The sequence below is a fragment of the Bradyrhizobium sp. U87765 SZCCT0048 genome, assembly GCF_018131225.1.
Classification (GTDB): Bacteria; Pseudomonadota; Alphaproteobacteria; order Rhizobiales; family Xanthobacteraceae; genus Bradyrhizobium_A.
The window spans coordinates 672,261-689,132 of the sequence record NZ_JAFCMM010000002.1 but is presented as its reverse complement, the minus strand read 5'-3'; the positions used below and the strand labels follow the sequence as shown (position 1 = coordinate 689,132).

Sequence of the window (16,872 nt, the reverse complement as noted above, 5' to 3'; positions counted from 1 at the left end):
TTCCTGATGCCGGCGCCGCGAGGCGTCGGCATTCGTTTCACCCGACGCGGGGATCGCTCGCCATCCGTTTTTCCTCCGCATTCTCGTCGTCCGCGCCGTCGCGCTCGCGCAGCGCCCGCATCGTTGCCGTGTTCGCGTTCGGTGTGCTGGTCTATGCCGCTGCCGCCTATCTCGCGCTGCCGGCGCTGTGGCGGCACTACGAGCACGAGCACAAGCTCGCGGGCCTGCCGATGGTGACGACCACCGCGCAGGGCATTCCAGGCGACGCCATCAATCTCGCCTTCGTCGGTGCAGCCCGCGATATCCTGTGCGCCATGCACGATGCCGGCTGGTATCCGGCCGATCCGGTCACGTTGCGCAGCAGCATCGATATTCTCGGCAGCGTGCTGCTGCATCGTCCGTATCCGGCGGCGCCGGTCAGCCCGCTATTCTATGCCGGGCGGCGCGAGGATCTCGCCTTCGAGAAGGCTGAAGGCGGCAGCGCCGATCGCCGCCACCATGTCCGGCTGTGGCGGGCGCTCGACAGCGGCGACCAGGGCCGGCCCGTGTGGGTGGCCGCCGCCACCTTCGACCGTGGCGTCGGCTTCAGCCATTACACCGGCGCCGTCACCCATCACATCGCGCCCGACATCGATCGCGAGCGCGAGGTCATTGCCGGGGATCTGACGCAGCCCGGCCTTCTCGAGGCGCGCTACCAGGTCTCGGGCATCGGCCCGACGCTGATCGCCCGCAATGGCGGCGGCGACCTCTACTTCACCGATGGCGAGGTGTGGGTGCTGCAACTGGTCGAAGATTGCCACAAGCGCAGCGCGCCGCCGCTGGTTCCGGCGCCTCCGGCGGTGACGGAGTTCAAGGACCAGGTCTGGAAAGCCATTGCTGACGGCGTGCGCGATCAGGTAGGGGCAGGCGGTGCCACTAGGAGATCGCCGTGATTGCCAGTTTCAGCCTGATCCTGCTCTGCCAGCTCGGCGGCGAGATTCTGGTGCGCGCGCTCGGCGTCCCGGTGCCCGGGCCGGTGGTTGGCTTCGTGGCCCTGCTGATCCTGCTGCTGGCGCGGGACCGTTGGTCGATGCTGGCGCTGGGGCCGCTGCAGCCCGGCGCGGTGGAAGGGGCCTCGCGCAGCCTGCTCGGCCATCTGTCGCTGCTGTTCGTTCCGGCGGGCGTTGGCGTCATCCAGAAGCTCGACCTGATCGCCGCCCATGGCGTCGCGATCTTTGTCGTGCTGGCGCTGTCGGTGGTGATCACGCTGCTGGTGACGGTGGGCACGTTCCTGATCGTCGGCCGTCTGTTCGCGGCGTCGGGAGACCAGTCATGACCGGCGCGGCCAGCAACAATCCGTTCGCGCTGTGGGTCTACCTGTCGCAGACGCCGCTGCTGTGGCTTACCGTCACGCTGGTGGTCTATGCGCTCGCCGATGCGATCTCGCAGCGGTCGGGCCGCCATCCGCTGCTCAATCCCGTGCCGCACACGATGTGGATGGTCGGACTGTTCCTGATCGTGACGGGGACGCCTTATGCGACCTATTTCGGCGGCGCGCAGTTCGTGCATTTCCTGCTCGGGCCCGCCACCGTGGCGATGGCCGTGCCGCTCTACGAGAACCGCCGCATCGTGGTGCGCGCGCTCGTGCCGATGCTGATCGCGCTGGTGATCGGCAGCATCACCGCGATCGGCTCGGTGGTCGTGCTGGCACGCGCCTTCGGTCTGCCGCGCGATGTCGTGCTGGCGCTCGCGCCGAAGTCGGTGACCGCCGGTGTGGCGATGGGCATCAGCGAGACTCTCGGGGCCGATCCGGCGCTGACCGCGGTCGCCGTGGTGCTGACCGGGGTGATCGGCGCGATCATCGTCACGCCGATGATGAACCGCATCGGCATCACCGACTATCGCGCCCGCGGCTTCGCGGTCGGGCTGGCGTCGCACGGCATCGGCACCGCGCGCGCCTTCCAGGTCGACGAGGTGGCCGGTGTGTTCGCCGGCATCGCCATGAGCCTCAACGCGCTGGTGACGTCGTTCCTGGTGCCGCTGGCGGTGACGCTGCTGATGCGCTGACACTGCGCCCTTGAGGTCGACGGCGCTTGTCCTCTATCGTGGCGATAGACGGCCTCGCAGCGGGCCGCGGCAACGGGGAGGTCTCATGTCGGATGGTCGCACCGGAGTGGCCGAATGGCGGGCGGTGGCTGACCTTCATCATGCCTATTTCACCGGGCTGATCATGTCGGTGGTGACCCGCCGCAGCGCCGGCGACGCCGCTGAATTCGTGTTCCGCGTGTTCCGCCGCCAGCATCATGAGCGCTTCCTGCCGGGGCTCGCCAAGCTCGGCCTCACCGGCCTGCCGCCGGCGGTTGCCGCGGCGCAGTACCACTATCTCTCGAACTGGATCGGCGGCGTCCATGTCGAGTACATGCCCGAGAGCGACCGCAAGGCCTGGATCCGCTATCCGCCGCCGCGCTGGATCTGGAGCGGCACCGCGATTTGCGCCATTCCCGGCGAAGTCTCGCGCGCGATGCTGCGGGGCTGGCACGCGCACAACGGGGTTTCGCTCGGCAATCCGCGGCTCGGCTTCGTCTGCACCAAGCAGACCGTCGACGGCCAGGATGGCCTTGAAGGATACTATTGCGAATACGACCATGATCTCGCGCCCGAGGAGCGGCTGGTGTTCGCGCGCCATCTCGAGGCGCCGGACTTCGATCCGGCGAAGGCGCCGGTGCTGCCGGTCGACACCTGGCCTGCCGAGCGGCTGGCGCGGGCGCACCGCGACTATGCGATGGACTATGTCCGGACGGCGCTGCCGGTGATGATCGGCCTGTTCGGGCCGGAGGAGGGCGGCCATCTGCTGCATATCACCGGCCGGCTCATCGGCATGCAGTATGGCGCCGGGATCGGTGCCGCTCTCGGCGCGGCCGCGGGCGGCGGCGCGGCGGGCTTCGCCGATCTGCTGTCGCGGTTTTTCCGTACCGCGGGCGACGAGGTGATGGCGCGTTCGGACACGGTGGTCGCGCAGGCACAATGGCGGCTGATGCGCGATGTCGTCGACGATCATCCCGCCTGCCGGCTGGCGCTGTCCGGTCTTGTCGAGGGCATGCTGGCGGCCTATGGCCGGCACATGAGCGTGACAGCCTCGGCCGATGGCGCCGCTGCGGGCGGAGCCATCTGGGAGGTGCGATCCAGACGCCACTGAGCGCATGTCGTCCTTGCCTGCAACGAGCCAACAAGCCTTGAGGAGGAAGCCACCATGACCGACCCGTCTTTGAGCCCGCTTTGGATCAAGTCCTATCCGCCCGGCGTGCGCTGGAATGCCGAGATTCCGGTCATGCCCGTGCAGCAGATCCTGGAGGATGCCGCGGCGCAGTGGCCGGATCAGCCGGCGGTCGAATTCATGGGACGGCGCATCAGCTACCGCGAGCTCGACGCGCTCGCCAGCCGCGCCGCCAAAGGCTTCCAGATGCTCGGCGTCGGACCGGGGGTCCATGTCGGGCTCTACCTGCCCAATACGCCGCACTATCTCATCAGCTTCTTCGGCGTGCTGAAGGCGGGCGGCACGGTGGTCAACTACTCGCCGCTCGATGCCGCCAAGGTGCTGGAGCACAAGGTCGAGGACAGCGAGACCGACGTCATGGTCACGCTCGATCTCGCGCTGCTCTATCCGCAGATGGCGCGCCTGCTCGATACCACGCGGCTGAAGACGCTGGTGGTCGGCGATCTCGCCGAGATGACGGGGCATCCGGAGGCGGTGCGCGGCCAACTCGCCGCGGGTCAGCAACTGGCGACGGTCACATCGGATGATCGCCATCGCAGCTTCCAGAGTCTGCTGGATCATGGCGCGGACTATCGCCGTCATCCCATCGCCGATCCGGCCGATGCGCTCGCGGTGCTGCAATACACCGGCGGCACCACCGGCCTGCCCAAGGGTGCGATGCTGACCCACGGCAATCTCACTGCCGCGGTCAGCCAGTGTGTCGAAACCACGCGCACCGAGCCGCCGGTACTGGATCCGGGCCATGAGCGCATCCTCGCGGTGCTGCCGCCGTTCCACATCTATGCGCTGACGGTGAACATGCTGCTGGGCCTGCGCATCGGCGCCGAGCTGGTGCTGCATACCCGCTTCGATGCCGCAACGGCGATCAAGGACATCTCGGAGAAGAAGATCACGGCCTTCCCGGGCGTGCCGACGATGTTCGTGGCCATCCTCAACCATCCGAGCACGGCGACGGCGGACCTGCGGTCGCTGAAGTGGTGCAATTCCGGCGGCGCGCCGCTGCCGCTGGAGGTGCAGCAGGCGTTCGAGAAGCTGACCGGCTGCCGCCTTGCCGAAGGCTGGGGGATGACCGAGACGTCGCCGACCGGCACCTATACGCCCGTGCCGGGGCCGCAGAAGCAGGGCTCATGCGGCGTGCCGAGCCCGGGAATCTCGTTCAAGTTCCTCAGCGTCGAGGACGGCCGCAGCTATGTGGCGCAGGGCGAGCGCGGCGAACTGTGCGTGCGCGGCGCCAACATCATGAAGGGCTACTGGAAGAAGCCCGAGGCCACCGCCGCGATCATGACAGAGGACGGCTACATGCGCACCGGCGACGTCGGCTACATGGATGCGGACGGCTATATCTACATCGTCGACCGCACCAAGGACATGCTGCTGTGCGGCGGGTTCAACGTCTATCCGCGCACCATCGAAGAGGCGATCTACACCCATCCGGCGGTGGAAGAGGTCAGCGTCATCGGCATTCATGACGCCTATCGCGGCCAGTCGCCCAAGGCCTTCATCAAGCTCAAGCAGGGGGCGGCGCCCTTCACGCTCGAGGAGCTGAAGGCATTTCTCGCCGACAAGCTCGGCAAGCACGAGATGGTTTCGGCGATCGACATCCGTCCCGAGCTGCCGAAGACGGCGGTCGGCAAGCTGTCGAAGAAGGAGCTTTACGAAGAAGAAGAGCGCAAGCGCGCCGGCGCCTCGGCGGCGTGAGGGCGAAGCACCAAATTCTGTGTCATGCGCGGGCAGCGCGATCCGTCTTCGACGGATCGCCAGGACTAAGGTCACCCGCCCATCGAGCTCTCTCTTCGGCGTTCCGATCAATCGTAAACCGGATCACCGGGTCACGACGCTGTCGCGTCGGCCCGGTGATGACGCCGATTTTGTGGAGCCGCTGTGCGGGCGGCGCGCTGAGTTGGCAATTCCGGATGTCGCTTCGCTCATCCGGGCTCGTGGCCTAGCCTTCGAAATCGCCGGGCTGCAGCACGATCGGCTGGCCGTGCGGGGTGCGGTCGGCGGCATGGTCCCAGGCGTCGCGGTAGCGATGCAGCGTCGCTGTGCTCGTGACCTGTTTCTCCGTGACCAGCTTTTCCAGCGTCGCCAGCCAGTGGTGGTAATAGGTGTCGCCGGTGTCGGGATCGCCGGCGGCCTGGGCGGCCTTGATCTCGTGCGCCAGTGCAGCGGCCCATTCCGTCCAGGTGAACACGCCGCGCTCATGCAGCGCCAGCGCCATGGCGAACGCCTGTGCTTCCCAGGCCTCGCGAAACACCGGGCCATCGGCGTCGCGCGGAAGGCCCGGTATGGCGGCGGCGGCGCGGGTCGCCGCCAGGGTATCGAGCGCCATCACAGCGGCTCCAGGTAGGATTCCCAGGCGTCGACCGACACCTCGGTGTTGGCATTGGCCCGTGCGCCCCACAGGTCGCGGCCGTCGAAGCGGACGGTGTAGAGCCACTGCGGCTGCTCGCCGGCGCCAAGCGCATTGGTGTCGGGGAAGACGTGGCTGCCATGCACCAGCTCGATGGTGCCGACATGGCCGCGAACATAGCGCGGCAGGCGTGTGTGGGTGGGCGGGTTCATCACCCTGGCGCGGACGCGATCGCCGACCTTGAAGCGCGCCGGCGTGGTCTCCGGACGATGGCTCGGGCTGCCGCGCTCGAGCATCGGCACGACATCGCCGGGCGCAACGCTCGGGCCATTGGGCTTCGGCGGATGCAGCGCGTGACCGGCCGCGATCTCGTCGGCGCTGATCATGCCGCGGTCAAGCAGCAGACGTTCGAGACCGGCAATCCAGATCTCGTAATAGGTCTTGGAGAGATAATCCTCGCGCGACCGGTTCTCGCGCGCCGAGCGTGACATGTCGATGTTCCAGCCACCCGGCCGTCCCATCGCCACGGTCATCGCCATGGCACGGGCTTCCCAGTCGCCATGAAACAGCGGCTCGTCCTTCTCCTGCACCACCGGGCCGAAGCCCGGCGCGCCGCCCATGTCGTGGACGCCATCCATCACGCCACCTCGCCTGGCTGCTTCGGCAGGCCGGTGCCGATCATGCTGTCACGGGTGACGAGGTCGGCGAGCCGCTCCTCGCTCCAGCCGTCGGTGCCGGCGGGGCGCTGCGGCACCACAAGGTAGCGGATCTCGGCGGTGGAGTCCCACACGCGGATGCGCACGTCGTCGGAAAGTGTCAGGCCGAATTCGTCGAGCACGCCGCGCGGATCGGAGACCGCGCGCGAGCGGTACGGCGCGGACTTGTACCACACCGGCGGCAGGCCCAGCACCGGCAGCGGATAGCAGGAGCACAGCGTGCAAACCACCATGTTGTGGACCTGCGGTGTGTTCTCGACCGCCACCATGTGTTCGCCCTGCCGTCCGGAATAGCCGAGCTCGGCGATCGCGGCGGTGGCGTCCGCTAGCAGGCGGGCGCGATAGGCCGGGTCGCTCCAGGCCTTGGCCACGACGCGCGCGCCGTTGCGCGGCCCGATCTTGGTCTCGTAGGTGTCGATCAGCACGTCGAGCGCGGCGGGATCGACGTAACCTTTCTCGGTGAGGATGGTTTCCAGCGCGCGGACGCGCAGTTCGACCTCCGACAGCTCGGAATGGTCGTGCGAATGATGATGGTGGTCATGCCCGGTCATGGCCGCAAGACTATCCGCTGCGCCGCGCTGCGTCGAGCAGCGGGGCGCGCATTGCAGCCGCGACAGGACCGCGCAACGCCGGTCTAGGCGCTTTTGGAGGCCGCCGGGCGCAGGCGGAAATCGCGACCTTCCTTGAGCCAGGCGATGCGCTCATCGCGCAACAGTGTACGGCGGGTCTTGCCGGAATCGTCACGAAGCGTCGCGGTCGAGACCTCATAGCTCTCCGGATGCTTGTTGCGGCTTAGCAGGTCCGCGAGCACCGGCGCCATGCCGTCGACCACGGCCTGGGGATCGGCGCCGGGCCTGATCTCGATGATGGCGTGGATCCGGTTGCCGAGCTCCGGATCGGGCAGTCCGACGACAATGCTGGACTGCACGTCGGGATGGGCCATCACCGCGGCCTCGACCTCGGCGGGATAGATGTTGGCGCCGCCGCGCAGGATCATGTCGGTGAGGCGATCGCCGAGGTAGAGATAACCGTCGGCGTCGAGCCGGCCGATGTCGCCGATCGATTCCCAGCCGTCGGTACGCCGCTTCGGCGCGGCGCCGAGATAGTGATAGGTGGTGCCGACGCCTTCGGCCGGCATGAAGTAGACTTCGCCGGTCTCGCCGTCCGGCACGTCGTTGCCGTCGGCGCCGATGATCCGCACGCCGCAGGCGGCCGGATCGGGACGGCCGACTGAGCCGCGATGTGCCAGCCATTCTGTGCCGGAGATCACGGTGCGGCCCTGGCGTTCGGTGCCGCCATAGAGCTCATAGACCTTCTCGGCGCCGATCCATTCGATCCACTTCTCCTTGAGCCAGGCCGGCATCGGTGCCGCCATGTGGAAGACGATCCTGAGGCTGGAGACGTCGTAGCGGTTGCGCACTTCATCCGGCAGGTTCCAGATGCGGTGCATCATGGTCGGCACGAAGTTGACCCATTCCAGCTTGTGGGCGTCGATCAGGCGCAGCGCGTCCTCGGCGTCGAACTTCTTCTGGCCGGTGACGCTGCCGCCGGCGAACAGGGCGTAGTGCGACACGATGAACGGCGCGTTGTGATAGAGCGGCCCGGGATTGAGCAGCGCCGCGCCGAACGGCATCAGCAGCGGCGGGGCCGCGGCGGTGTCGGTGACGGCGGGCAGGTGGTCGAGGATGATCTTGGGGCGGCCGGTCGACCCGCCGCTGGTCATCGCCTTCCAGTAGCGCGCCACAGGGCGGTCGAGCGGCTCGTCCGAAACGCCCTCGGGAATGAAGTTCTGCGGCACGGCGTTCGGCGCGTTCCAGTCGGGCTCGCCGCCGACCACCAGTGACGGTTTCAGGATATCGAGGATTGCGGCCGCCTCGCCGCGCGGCAGGCGATGCGACAGCGACGTCGGCGTGGCGCCGAGCTTCCACACCGCGAAGCTGGTCTCGTAGAAGGCGTTGCTGTTGGGCAGGCCGATGGCGACGAAATCGCCGGCCTTGACGCCGCGGTCGGCAAAGGCGCGGGCGCGGCGGTTGGCGCCGCGTTCGAGCTGCTCCCAGGTCAGGCTCTCGTCGCCGTGACGGACCGCGACAGTGTCTTTCGGCTTGCGGTCGGCATACCAGCGCGGCACGTCGGCGAGTGGAAGCAGCATGCGTTTCTCCCGAAGTTTCTTGTCGTCGGCGCTGTCGCGGCACGGCGAAGGTGCCGGCGATGCGCGGCGACATTCTTGAACCAACGCGGGCGGCGCGTCCATAGCCGCAGGCGTCCCGATGCCGCGTGGTTCGGCATGTGTGATGGCGCACAGGCGGGAAAGTTCTTGTGGTGGAATTCGGCCGGCCAAAGCAAGCGATGTGAACGCGGCAAACCTGCTTCAACTTGCATGACCGAGCGCTCCCGACATAGCATCGCGGATCTGTTCCAACGCCCCATCGCTCCGTCCTTGTCTTTCCGTTGCAGCGCGCCGAGGCCGCCATGACCACTCCGATCACCGGCCTCGACCATGTCACGGTTCTGACCCGCGACATCGCGGCGGCCGTCGACAGCTATGAGGCGTTGTTCGGACGGAGCGTTGCCTGGCGTGCCCGTGGCGACGGCACGGACACCGCGATCTTCTCTCTTGGCAATACGTCGCTGGAGCTGTTGGCGGCCGTCGGCGACGGACCGGCGGCAGCGCGCATCAACGAGGTGCTGGCGCAGCAGGGCGAAGGCCTCGCCAGCGCATGCTTTCGCGTCGACGATGCCGATCGAATGGCGCGGCGGCTGACCCAACTGCAGCTCCAGCCGGAAGCGGTGGCCGAGGCCAGCAGCGTCAATCTCGCCGACGGCGCGACGCTGCGCTGGCGGCGGACGCGCGCGGCGACCGCCGCGGCCCATGGCGTGAAGCTGTTCTTCCTGGAGCGCACGGCGGAGCGGCCGCTGTCGTCGGCCGTGTCGCCCGCGGCAGCCGCTGTGACCGGGCTCGATCATCTCGTGGTGTCGACGAGCGATGCCGAGCGTGCCGCGGCGCTTTATGGCGCCCGGCTCGGGCTCGACATGCGGCTCGATCTGACGCGCGAGGACTGGGGCGTCCGCCTGATGTTCTTCCGCTGCGACGACCTCATCGTCGAAATCGCGCAGCGCCTCAAGGATGGCGCGGCGAGGACCGACAGCCTGATGGGATTAAGCTGGCGGGTCGCCGATGCCCACGCCGCGCGGCAGCGGCTGGCGGCGGCAGGCTTCGATGTTTCGGAGGTGCGCCCGGGACGCAAGCCGAAGACTTTGATTTTCACGGTGCGCAATCGCACCTGTGGGGTTCCGACCCTGATGGTCCAGCCGCCGCCGGCGCGGTGACGCCGGCGACGATGGCAGGTCGCGGTCAGTAGCGCGCTGGCACGTAAAGCTCCGGCGGCACCGGATCGCGCTGATAGTCCGGATGGTGCACGCGATCGGGCAGCACGACGGAGGCGTGGCTGAGGTCCTGATAGGGGATCTGGGTCAGGAGATGCGCGATGCAGTTGAGCCGCGCCTTCTTCTTGTCGACGGCCTCTACCACCCACCACGGCGCTTCCGCAATATGGGTGCGGGTCAGCATCGCTTCCTTGGCCTTTGTGTACTGCTCCCAGCGGGCGCGCGACTGCACGTCCATCGGGCTCAGCTTCCACTGCTTGAGCGGATCATGGATGCGCATCAGGAAGCGGAACTGCTGCTCCTCGTCGGTGATCGAGAACCAGTACTTGATCAGGATGATGCCGGAGCGCACCAGCATGCGCTCGAAATCCGGCACGGAGCGGAAGAACTCCTCGCACTCGTCCTCGGTGCAGAAGCCCATCACCCGCTCGACGCCGGCACGGTTGTACCAGGAACGATCGAACAGCACGATTTCGCCGCCGGCCGGCAGATGGGTGACATAGCGCTGGAAGTACCACTGGGTGCGCTCGCGCTCGTTCGGTGCCGGCAGTGCGGCGATGCGGCAGACGCGCGGATTGAGGCGCTGGGTGATGCGCTTGATGACGCCGCCCTTGCCGGCGGAATCGCGCCCCTCGAAGATCACCACGACCTTGAGCTTGTGGTGCTGGACCCAGTCCTGCAGCTTGACCAGTTCGCCCTGCAGGCGCAGCAGCTCGCGGAAGTAGAGCTTGCGGTCTATGCTGTCGCGGGGTTCGTGCTTCAGCTGGGCGGCGATGAACGGATCGAGGCGGCTCTCCTCCAGTTCGAGCTCGAGCTCCTCGTCGAGCCCGTCCTGCAGGTCGGCGTTGATCCGCGCCCGCAGGGCCTCCTCATTGATACTGTCGGAATGGTCCATCTTTGGATCCCCTCTGCCTCGTTACTTGCGATGGCGGGCGCAGAATTCCGCCGGGTGGTGACGTGGTTGTGACACCGGCGGGAAATCCTGCATCGGGCGGCCGGGAGCCGCCGGGGTTCACATCGGCGTCAAGAAGCCGGTCTAGGCACGCGTCAGCCCATCGGCTGCGGGCGGGGCGGGGAGCATGATCATGCGGCAGACCATCGACAACCTGCGGATCGCTGGTTGCGCGATGCGCTACAGCCAGTTCGTTCCGCGGCTCTACAACTATTGCCTGTCGCTCGGCTTTGATCGCAACCGGATGATGCCGTCGCGGGCCTTCTGCTCCGATGAAAGCCAGGGCTATCCGGTCATCCTGCTCGCCCAGCACTTCGGCACCTTCCCGTTCGATCACGGCCGGGTCGGCGGCAAGGTTGCGGTCAACCGTCATGGGCCCCACGCCCATCATGGCGAGGATCTGGTCATCGTCCAGGCAAGCCATGTCGGCTATGACGCGCAGACGCGGCGGTTCGGCGTCTATCGCCGCCATCGCACGCACGGCCGCGGCTTCGGCGACAACTGCGGCAAGATCTGCGGCGTGCTGCACTGGTACATGCAGGAGTATCGCTACGCCGCCGAGCAAGTGCTGTGCGGCGCGCTCGACGGCGCGCCCGTGGTCCTCATTGACAACCTGCTGCTCGACGCGGCGCGGCCCGAGGGGCTGGTGCTGAAGCTCGAGAACCTCGTCGACCGCGCGGACGGCCCGCTGCGGGCGATGAGCACCTGCAAGGCGTTCCGGCCGGCGGCGTCGCTGCTGGCGCGTCTCGGCCCGGAGTGCTGGCTGCAGCCGCCGGCCGCGCTCGGCGACCGCCTGACATCGGACCTGTTCACGTTCCGCCGCATGCCGGCGCAGGACATCGAGCACTACGACCAGATCGAGGTGGCGCTCGGGCCTGTGATGCCGGCGCTGGTGACGTCGCCGGATCCGGCGCTCGACGCCGCGCGCTTCCATACCCAGGTCGAGTTCGACCGCACCTACCGCAGCATCGTGCGCGAGCCGGCCTATCGCGACAAGAACCTGCTGTTCGTCGCCGGACTGAACATCGACGTTTCGCCCGGCGAGGGCATGCCGTTCCCGCTCACCAAGTTCGTGCCCTGGGCTGCCTATGTGAGCCTGCGCGACGGCCGGCGCAGCCTGCTGGAGCAGGACGAACTGGTGGCGACGCTGCGGGCGCAATCGGCTGACAATTCCGACCGGCTGTCGTTCGACGAGGTCATCGCCGACATGAGCGAGGTCGACGAGATCATCTTCGACGCGCGGCTGGGCTGACGGCCGCGTCAGCCAGCCGGAAGGCGTGCTGGCCGCGCTGCGAGCGCCGCGTAGTGCGCGCGCACCTGGCTCGCGCCATAGGCGCGTTCGAGGCGCCGCAGCGTGAAGTGGCCCTGTGCGATGCGCTGGAAGTGATCCATGAAGATGACGTTGACCGTGGCGCCGCCGACGGCGCCGAGGATCGGCAGGGCGCCGGCCGCGACCTTGTCCGAGACGACGAGACCGAAGCGCGAGACGATCTCGCTGACAAGACTGGTGACGACCGGGGCCGAGGCGTCGACCGCACCGCGCTCGACCACCATGGCGGCGACGTCATTGGTGTACTTGCCGATCAGGGCGCGCGCGGCGTAGTAGCCGACGTCGACCTTGCCGGCGTCGCGCTTGGCGCCGAACGCGAATACCTCGAGGCAGGCGAGGCGCGCCTCGATGCGGCTGAGATCCTCGCCCTCGTGCTGGGCGATCGAGGCGATGGCGCGCAACATGAAGGTGGTCGTCAGTGGCAGCTCGACCGGCAGCGCTGCGAAACCGAACAGTCCGCTGACGCCGCCGGTGACGCCGGCGAGGAAGGAAGAGAACCAGGTTGCCGGTGCCGGCGGCGGCTCGTCTTCGAGGGTCTCGATCGCGACGTCGAGGCCCTTCATGACCGCCGAGCGCACCAGCGCGCCGATCTGCCTGTTGGCGGCGCTTGGCAGCAGCCCGAGCACACGGTTGACCGGCACGCCGGCATAATCGGCGAGGCGTGCGGCGAAGTTGGGGTTTTCGAGATTTTTGACCGCGAGCTGCAGGGCGGCACGATCGGCCGCGGACAATGGCGACGGGGCGGTCTCCGCGCTCATTGATAGCGCAGGATCGGCCGGACGCCGTTGAGGCTGGCGAGAATCGCCGAGCCGTTGCTGATCAGCGCCGTGACTTCGGGGGTGATCAGGCCGCCGGGCAGGGCGAGGCCGAGCGCCAGCGTGTTGAGCACCGCGACGATGCCGTAGTTCTGCCTGACCAGGCGAACCGCGCCTTGCGATATCTCGACCGCCTTGACCAGCTTCCAGAGTGAATCCTCCATCAGGATGACGTCGGCGGATTCATGAGTGACTTCTGCGCCATGCTTCATGGCGATGCCGACGTCGGCAAAGCTCAGCGCGGGCGAATCGTTGATGCCGTCGCCGACCATGGCGACGCGCTTGCCTTCGCGCTGCAACTGCTGGATGACGGTAGCCTTGTCGGCCGGCAGCATGTCGGCGAAATGCTGCGTCAGGCCGAGCTCGCGGCACACCGCGCGGGCGACGACGGCGTTGTCGCCGGTCAGCATGATGGTGTTCTTGATGCCCATGGCGTGCAGCTTCTGGATCACGCCCCGGCTTTCGCGGCGGATCTCGTCCGAATACGGCACGAGCCCGGCGAGTTCGCCGTCGACCGCGATGTACAGGCTGGAATAGCCGCGCTCGTCAAGGGCGGCGCGGTCGCCCCGCGCGCGGTCGATGTGAATCTCGCTCTCGCGCATGAAGCGCGCGTTGCCGACATGCATGTAGTAGCCGTTGACCTGGCCCTCGACGCCGAGGCCGAGGCGGTAGGTGGTCTCGTCGCATGGCGGGATGTTGACCGCGAGCTCGCGCGCCTTGGTGCGGATCGCCTCCGCCACCGGGTGCTGCAGGCGCGTTTCGGCGGCGGCGGCCAGGCCGAGCAGGTGGTTCGGCGTGATGTGGTCCTGATAGGAAATTACGTCGATCACCGCCGGCGTGCCGCGGGTGAGCGTTCCCGTCTTGTCGAACACGATGGTGTCGATGTCGGCGAGCCGCTCCATGTGGCCGCCGCTCTTGATGATGATGCCCGCGCGCGCCGCGTGGGTCATCGACGACAGCACCGAGGTCGGCGCGGCGACGCGGATGCCGGTGCCGTAGTCGACGATCACCAGCGACAGGAAACGGTTGAAGTCGCCGGTCACCGCGGCGGTGCCGGCGGCGAGCGCCAGCGTCGGCGTCACCAGGCGATCGGCGAAGCGTTCGGCGTGGTTCTGGATGCGGGTGTCGCCGATGGGCGCGGACTCGACGAGATGCACGATCTGCCCGGCGGTGGTGTCGCCGCCGACGCGCAGCGCGCGCACGGTGATCTGGCCCTCGCGGATGACGGTGGCCGCGAACGCGGCTTCGCCCTTGCCGCGGTTCACCGGCAGACCCTCGCCGGTGATCGTCTTCTGGTCGATGGTGGCGTGGCCGTCGACGATTTCGCCGTCCACGGGGATCATCTCGCCGGGGTAGATCACGACGAGATCGCCGACCGCGAGCTCCGCGGCGGGGATCGACACCACGGCGCCGTCGCGCAGCACCCAGGCGGTCTTGGTCTGGAATTCGAGCAGGTCGCTGATGGCGCGGCGCTGGCCGGCGGCGGTGAGATCGCGGATCCAGTCCCCGAGCTTGATCAGCCAGGTGACGATGCAGCCGGCGAGCGGGTTGCCCTGCAGAACCGAGGCGGTGATCGCCAGCGTGTCGAGCACGTCGATGTTGAGCCGCCGCTCGCGATCCCACACCTTCCAGGCGCGTTTGGCGATCGGGAAGCCGTTCCACAGCATCAGCGGGATGTTGATGGCGGCGACGACGGGATTGGCGCTGAACGCCATCATCAGCGACAGTGTCGGCAGCGCCAGCGGCGAGCGGCGCGAAAACGCTGACGGCGGTGGCGGTGCGCTCGCCTGTGCTTCAGCCTTGGGCGCCGCGGCCGGCGCCATGGCGGTGACGAAGGCCTTGAGATCGGCAAGGCTTGTCGTCTTCACACGGGCGAGCAGGGCCCGCAGCACCGGTTCCTGGGCGGGGTCGTATTCGAGCACCAGCGAGGCGCAACCATAGTTGATGCGCGCGGTGCGGATGCCGGGCTGGCCGCGCAGCCAGCCGAGAAAGGTCTCGGCCAGCGTCTTCCTGCGGCACAGCTCCGGGATGCAGAGCCGGATACGGCCGGGCATCGCGTGACGGAATGCAAAGTCCATTCGGCAGCCATCCAGTCTGGAGCGTCGTCATGCGAAACGGCAGACCGGTTCGCATGACGAAGGTGCGTCACAACACAAAGCAGAGCGCGTTCACGGTTCCATCACAGGCGAACGCGCGCTCGCCGGCGCGGTCTCAAGCCGTTGCCGGCGCTCCACTCTCGTCTTCGGTCCTGGCCATGTTGGCCTGGATCATGTGATTGAGCGCGAAGATCGCCAGCGTCACCCATACCGGCGTCGCCGCGCTGGCGCCGACCTCGAAGATGGTGAAGCCGGCGATGCCGGCGGCCAGCAGGATCTTGAGATCCACGACGTTGCCGCTCGCGACCTTGATCTGCCGATCGGTCTCCTTGAAGAAGTCGACGATCACCTTCGCGGTGTGGGAGTGCTCGGCGAGGTATTCCGCTTCCTGCTCGATCTTGCTGGCGAGCGCGTCGATCTCGTTGGTCGGCGGCCGATAGTGGCCACCGGTGTGGTGCTCGAGCTTGCCGTGGAATTCGTCGTGCCGCTCGGTGTCGTAGTGCAGCACCACGCTGCCGGTCACCGGATTGACCGTCACCTGCTCGATGCCGGGAATGACGCTGAACGTCTGCCTGATCTGCTCCAGCAGTTCGGGATTGTCCTTGGCGGACGAGACCTTCATGCGGATGCGGCCAGGGATCTGGTGCGCGATCTGCAGCTTCAGCTTGGTCATTGTGTCTTCTCGTGTTCGCGCTTTCCCAGGGGCGGCGCGCGTGATGGCGCGCGGGTCCCGCAGGCGTTGCCGCGCACCGGCCGCGGTGGGCGCCGGCGGCGGCCAGTTGCTCGTTCGCGTCAGGCGCGCCGCTTACGCCGCGGGCTTCGCCTTGGCGTCCGGCGCGTCCTTCTCCGCCTGCACCTCGGCGACGATGTCGTTCACGTGCTCGTGCGCTTCGGCGAACACTTCCTTGGACTTCTGGGCGAACTTGTAGGTGCCGCGTACGGTGGACTTGAACAGCGGATTGAGCGCGTTGCCGAGCTTGGGAAAATATTTCGGCGCAGCGACGGCCGCGACGCCGAGAGCCAGACCCGGCAGCAGCGCCGCTTCGAACAGGGCCGCGCCGACCGCGACGACGGCAACCGTCGCAACGGTTTTGTTCAGACCGATGCCGTTCTGCTCTTCATGGGGCGTTTCGACGGTGTGATCGGCCTGCTCTTCGGCGTGCCCGTTGTGGCTCGTATGCATCGCTGAAATCCTCTGCTTAACGAACGTCGGTCCGTAATCGATGACGATCATCAATAGAGGGCGATTGAAATAGGTGTGTGACAGGTCGGTGACGGTCCTGTCATCGATTGTTGCGGTGCACGCCGATGTCGTTGTATTTCCAAATGTTTCCAGATCGTCCGTGGACCCGTTGCGCCGAACGGTCGATGTCTGATCGGCCGATGAGGTTCCGCCGGGGCGATTTCGGCTATGGTTGCGCCGGCCGCCAATGCAGCCAGCAAGTGGAAGAGAAACGCGAATGTCCAGAACCACCCGCGCCACCAAGACCCTCGAACAGGCCGGCGTGCGGTTCACGGTCCACACCTATGACTATGATCCGTCGGCAGAGCGCGTCGGGCTGCAGGCCGCCGAAGCGCTTGGCGAAACGCCCGGCAGGGTGCTCAAGACGCTGATGGCTCTCGTCGACGGCAAGCCGGTTTGCGCCATCGTGCCATCCGACCGCGAGGTCGCGATGAAGAAGCTCGCCGCGGCGATCGGCGGCAAGTCGGCGGAGATGATGAAGCCGGCCGATGCCGAGCGCATCACCGGCTACAAGGTCGGCGGCATCAGTCCGTTCGGCCAGATGCGCCGGGTTCCCGTCGTGATCGAGGCCGACGCGCTGGCGCATGACCTCGTCTATCTCAACGGTGGCCAGCGCGGCGTGCAGGTCCGCCTCAATCCGCGGGATGCGCAAGCGGCGCTGGCCGCCGTGGCTGCGCCACTGGTCGCGTAGGCGGGGCTCATGGCGCCGTCGCGGCATGTTTCGCTTGTCCAG

At 67.5% G+C, this 16,872-nt stretch carries 17 protein-coding genes; 8 read left to right on the top strand and 9 right to left on the bottom strand.

The genetic code is table 11. The features are described 5' to 3' along the window. The first annotated feature begins 128 nt into the window (after window positions 1-128). The 5 genes from JQ639_RS16265 (at window position 129) to JQ639_RS16245 (ending at window position 4,951) form a co-directional block, all read left to right on the top strand. Window positions 129-932 carry an LssY C-terminal domain-containing protein gene (locus tag JQ639_RS16265; protein ID WP_349644696.1) on the top strand — a complete coding sequence of 268 codons (804 nt, stop codon included), beginning with the start codon at window positions 129-131 and terminating at the stop codon, window positions 930-932. Further along, window positions 929-1,315, top strand: a complete 387-nt coding sequence (locus JQ639_RS16260; protein ID WP_211966739.1) for a CidA/LrgA family protein — start codon at window positions 929-931, stop codon at window positions 1,313-1,315. The genes JQ639_RS16265 and JQ639_RS16260 overlap by 4 nt, the downstream gene beginning before the upstream one ends. After that, entirely contained in the window at window positions 1,312-2,046 is a 735-nt protein-coding gene (locus JQ639_RS16255; RefSeq protein WP_211966740.1) for an LrgB family protein, read from the top strand. Before JQ639_RS16260 ends, JQ639_RS16255 begins: the two co-directional genes overlap by 4 nt. Before the next feature lie 85 nt (window positions 2,047-2,131). Beyond that, on the top strand, window positions 2,132-3,175 hold the full coding sequence (locus JQ639_RS16250) for a hypothetical protein (RefSeq protein ID WP_211966741.1): 1,044 nt from the start codon (window positions 2,132-2,134) through the stop codon (window positions 3,173-3,175). A 54-nt stretch (window positions 3,176-3,229) separates the two neighbouring features. Beyond that, window positions 3,230-4,951, top strand: a complete 1,722-nt coding sequence (locus JQ639_RS16245) for a long-chain-fatty-acid--CoA ligase (protein WP_211966742.1) — start codon at window positions 3,230-3,232, stop codon at window positions 4,949-4,951. Between the two features lie 244 nt (window positions 4,952-5,195). On the opposite strand, the gene JQ639_RS16240 is transcribed toward JQ639_RS16245, so the two are convergent. The 4 genes from JQ639_RS16240 to JQ639_RS16225 all read right to left on the bottom strand — a co-directional run bounded on the left by JQ639_RS16240 (window position 5,196) and on the right by JQ639_RS16225 (window position 8,468). After that, window positions 5,196-5,582 carry a nitrile hydratase accessory protein gene (locus JQ639_RS16240; RefSeq protein WP_211966743.1) on the bottom strand — a complete coding sequence of 129 codons (387 nt, stop codon included), beginning with the start codon at window positions 5,580-5,582 and terminating at the stop codon, window positions 5,196-5,198. Further along, on the bottom strand, window positions 5,582-6,241 hold the full coding sequence (nthB, locus tag JQ639_RS16235) for a nitrile hydratase subunit beta (protein WP_211966744.1): 660 nt from the start codon (window positions 6,239-6,241) through the stop codon (window positions 5,582-5,584). The genes JQ639_RS16240 and nthB overlap by 1 nt, the downstream gene beginning before the upstream one ends. Beyond that, a complete protein-coding gene (gene nthA / locus JQ639_RS16230) occupies window positions 6,241-6,870 on the bottom strand; it encodes a nitrile hydratase subunit alpha (protein ID WP_211966745.1) in 630 nt (209 codons plus the stop codon). The genes nthB and nthA overlap by 1 nt, the downstream gene beginning before the upstream one ends. Before the next feature lie 83 nt (window positions 6,871-6,953). Next, on the bottom strand, window positions 6,954-8,468 hold the full coding sequence (locus JQ639_RS16225) for an AMP-binding protein (RefSeq protein ID WP_211966746.1): 1,515 nt from the start codon (window positions 8,466-8,468) through the stop codon (window positions 6,954-6,956). Window positions 8,469-8,788: 320 nt separating this feature from the next. Here JQ639_RS16225 and JQ639_RS16220 point away from each other — a divergent pair, with 320 nt between their 5' ends. Next, window positions 8,789-9,646: a VOC family protein gene (locus JQ639_RS16220; protein ID WP_211966747.1), complete on the top strand. Its 858-nt coding sequence runs from the start codon at window positions 8,789-8,791 to the stop codon at window positions 9,644-9,646. Window positions 9,647-9,671: 25 nt separating this feature from the next. Here JQ639_RS16220 and ppk2 read toward each other — a convergent pair whose 3' ends face one another. After that, entirely contained in the window at window positions 9,672-10,598 is a 927-nt protein-coding gene (ppk2, locus tag JQ639_RS16215) for a polyphosphate kinase 2 (protein ID WP_211966748.1), read from the bottom strand. A 190-nt stretch (window positions 10,599-10,788) separates the two neighbouring features. Here ppk2 and JQ639_RS16210 point away from each other — a divergent pair, with 190 nt between their 5' ends. Beyond that, window positions 10,789-11,907, top strand: coding sequence for a hypothetical protein (locus JQ639_RS16210; RefSeq protein ID WP_211966749.1), 1,119 nt, complete (start codon window positions 10,789-10,791; stop codon window positions 11,905-11,907). Between the two features lie 8 nt (window positions 11,908-11,915). Here the strand turns inward: JQ639_RS16210 and JQ639_RS16205 are convergent, their stop codons facing one another. The 4 genes from JQ639_RS16205 to JQ639_RS35320 form a co-directional block, all read right to left on the bottom strand. Continuing rightward, window positions 11,916-12,716 carry an EcsC family protein gene (locus JQ639_RS16205; protein ID WP_249158052.1) on the bottom strand — a complete coding sequence of 267 codons (801 nt, stop codon included), beginning with the start codon at window positions 12,714-12,716 and terminating at the stop codon, window positions 11,916-11,918. Window positions 12,717-12,739: 23 nt separating this feature from the next. Continuing rightward, window positions 12,740-14,878 (bottom strand): heavy metal translocating P-type ATPase, encoded by a 2,139-nt coding sequence (locus JQ639_RS16200; protein WP_211966751.1) that lies wholly within the window; start codon window positions 14,876-14,878, stop codon window positions 12,740-12,742. A 133-nt stretch (window positions 14,879-15,011) separates the two neighbouring features. Then, the gene (locus JQ639_RS16195) at window positions 15,012-15,569 is read right to left on the bottom strand and encodes an HMA2 domain-containing protein (protein WP_211966752.1); all 558 of its coding nucleotides are present in this window, start codon (window positions 15,567-15,569) and stop codon (window positions 15,012-15,014) included. 132 nt (window positions 15,570-15,701) lie between these two features. Next, window positions 15,702-16,370, bottom strand: a complete 669-nt coding sequence (locus tag JQ639_RS35320; protein ID WP_349644697.1) for a DUF5132 domain-containing protein — start codon at window positions 16,368-16,370, stop codon at window positions 15,702-15,704. Between JQ639_RS35320 and ybaK the strand changes: the two genes are divergently transcribed. Beyond that, the gene (ybaK, locus tag JQ639_RS16185; protein ID WP_211966753.1) at window positions 16,357-16,830 is read left to right on the top strand and encodes a Cys-tRNA(Pro) deacylase; all 474 of its coding nucleotides are present in this window, start codon (window positions 16,357-16,359) and stop codon (window positions 16,828-16,830) included. The genes JQ639_RS35320 and ybaK overlap by 14 nt on opposite strands. Window positions 16,831-16,872 lie beyond the last annotated feature (42 nt).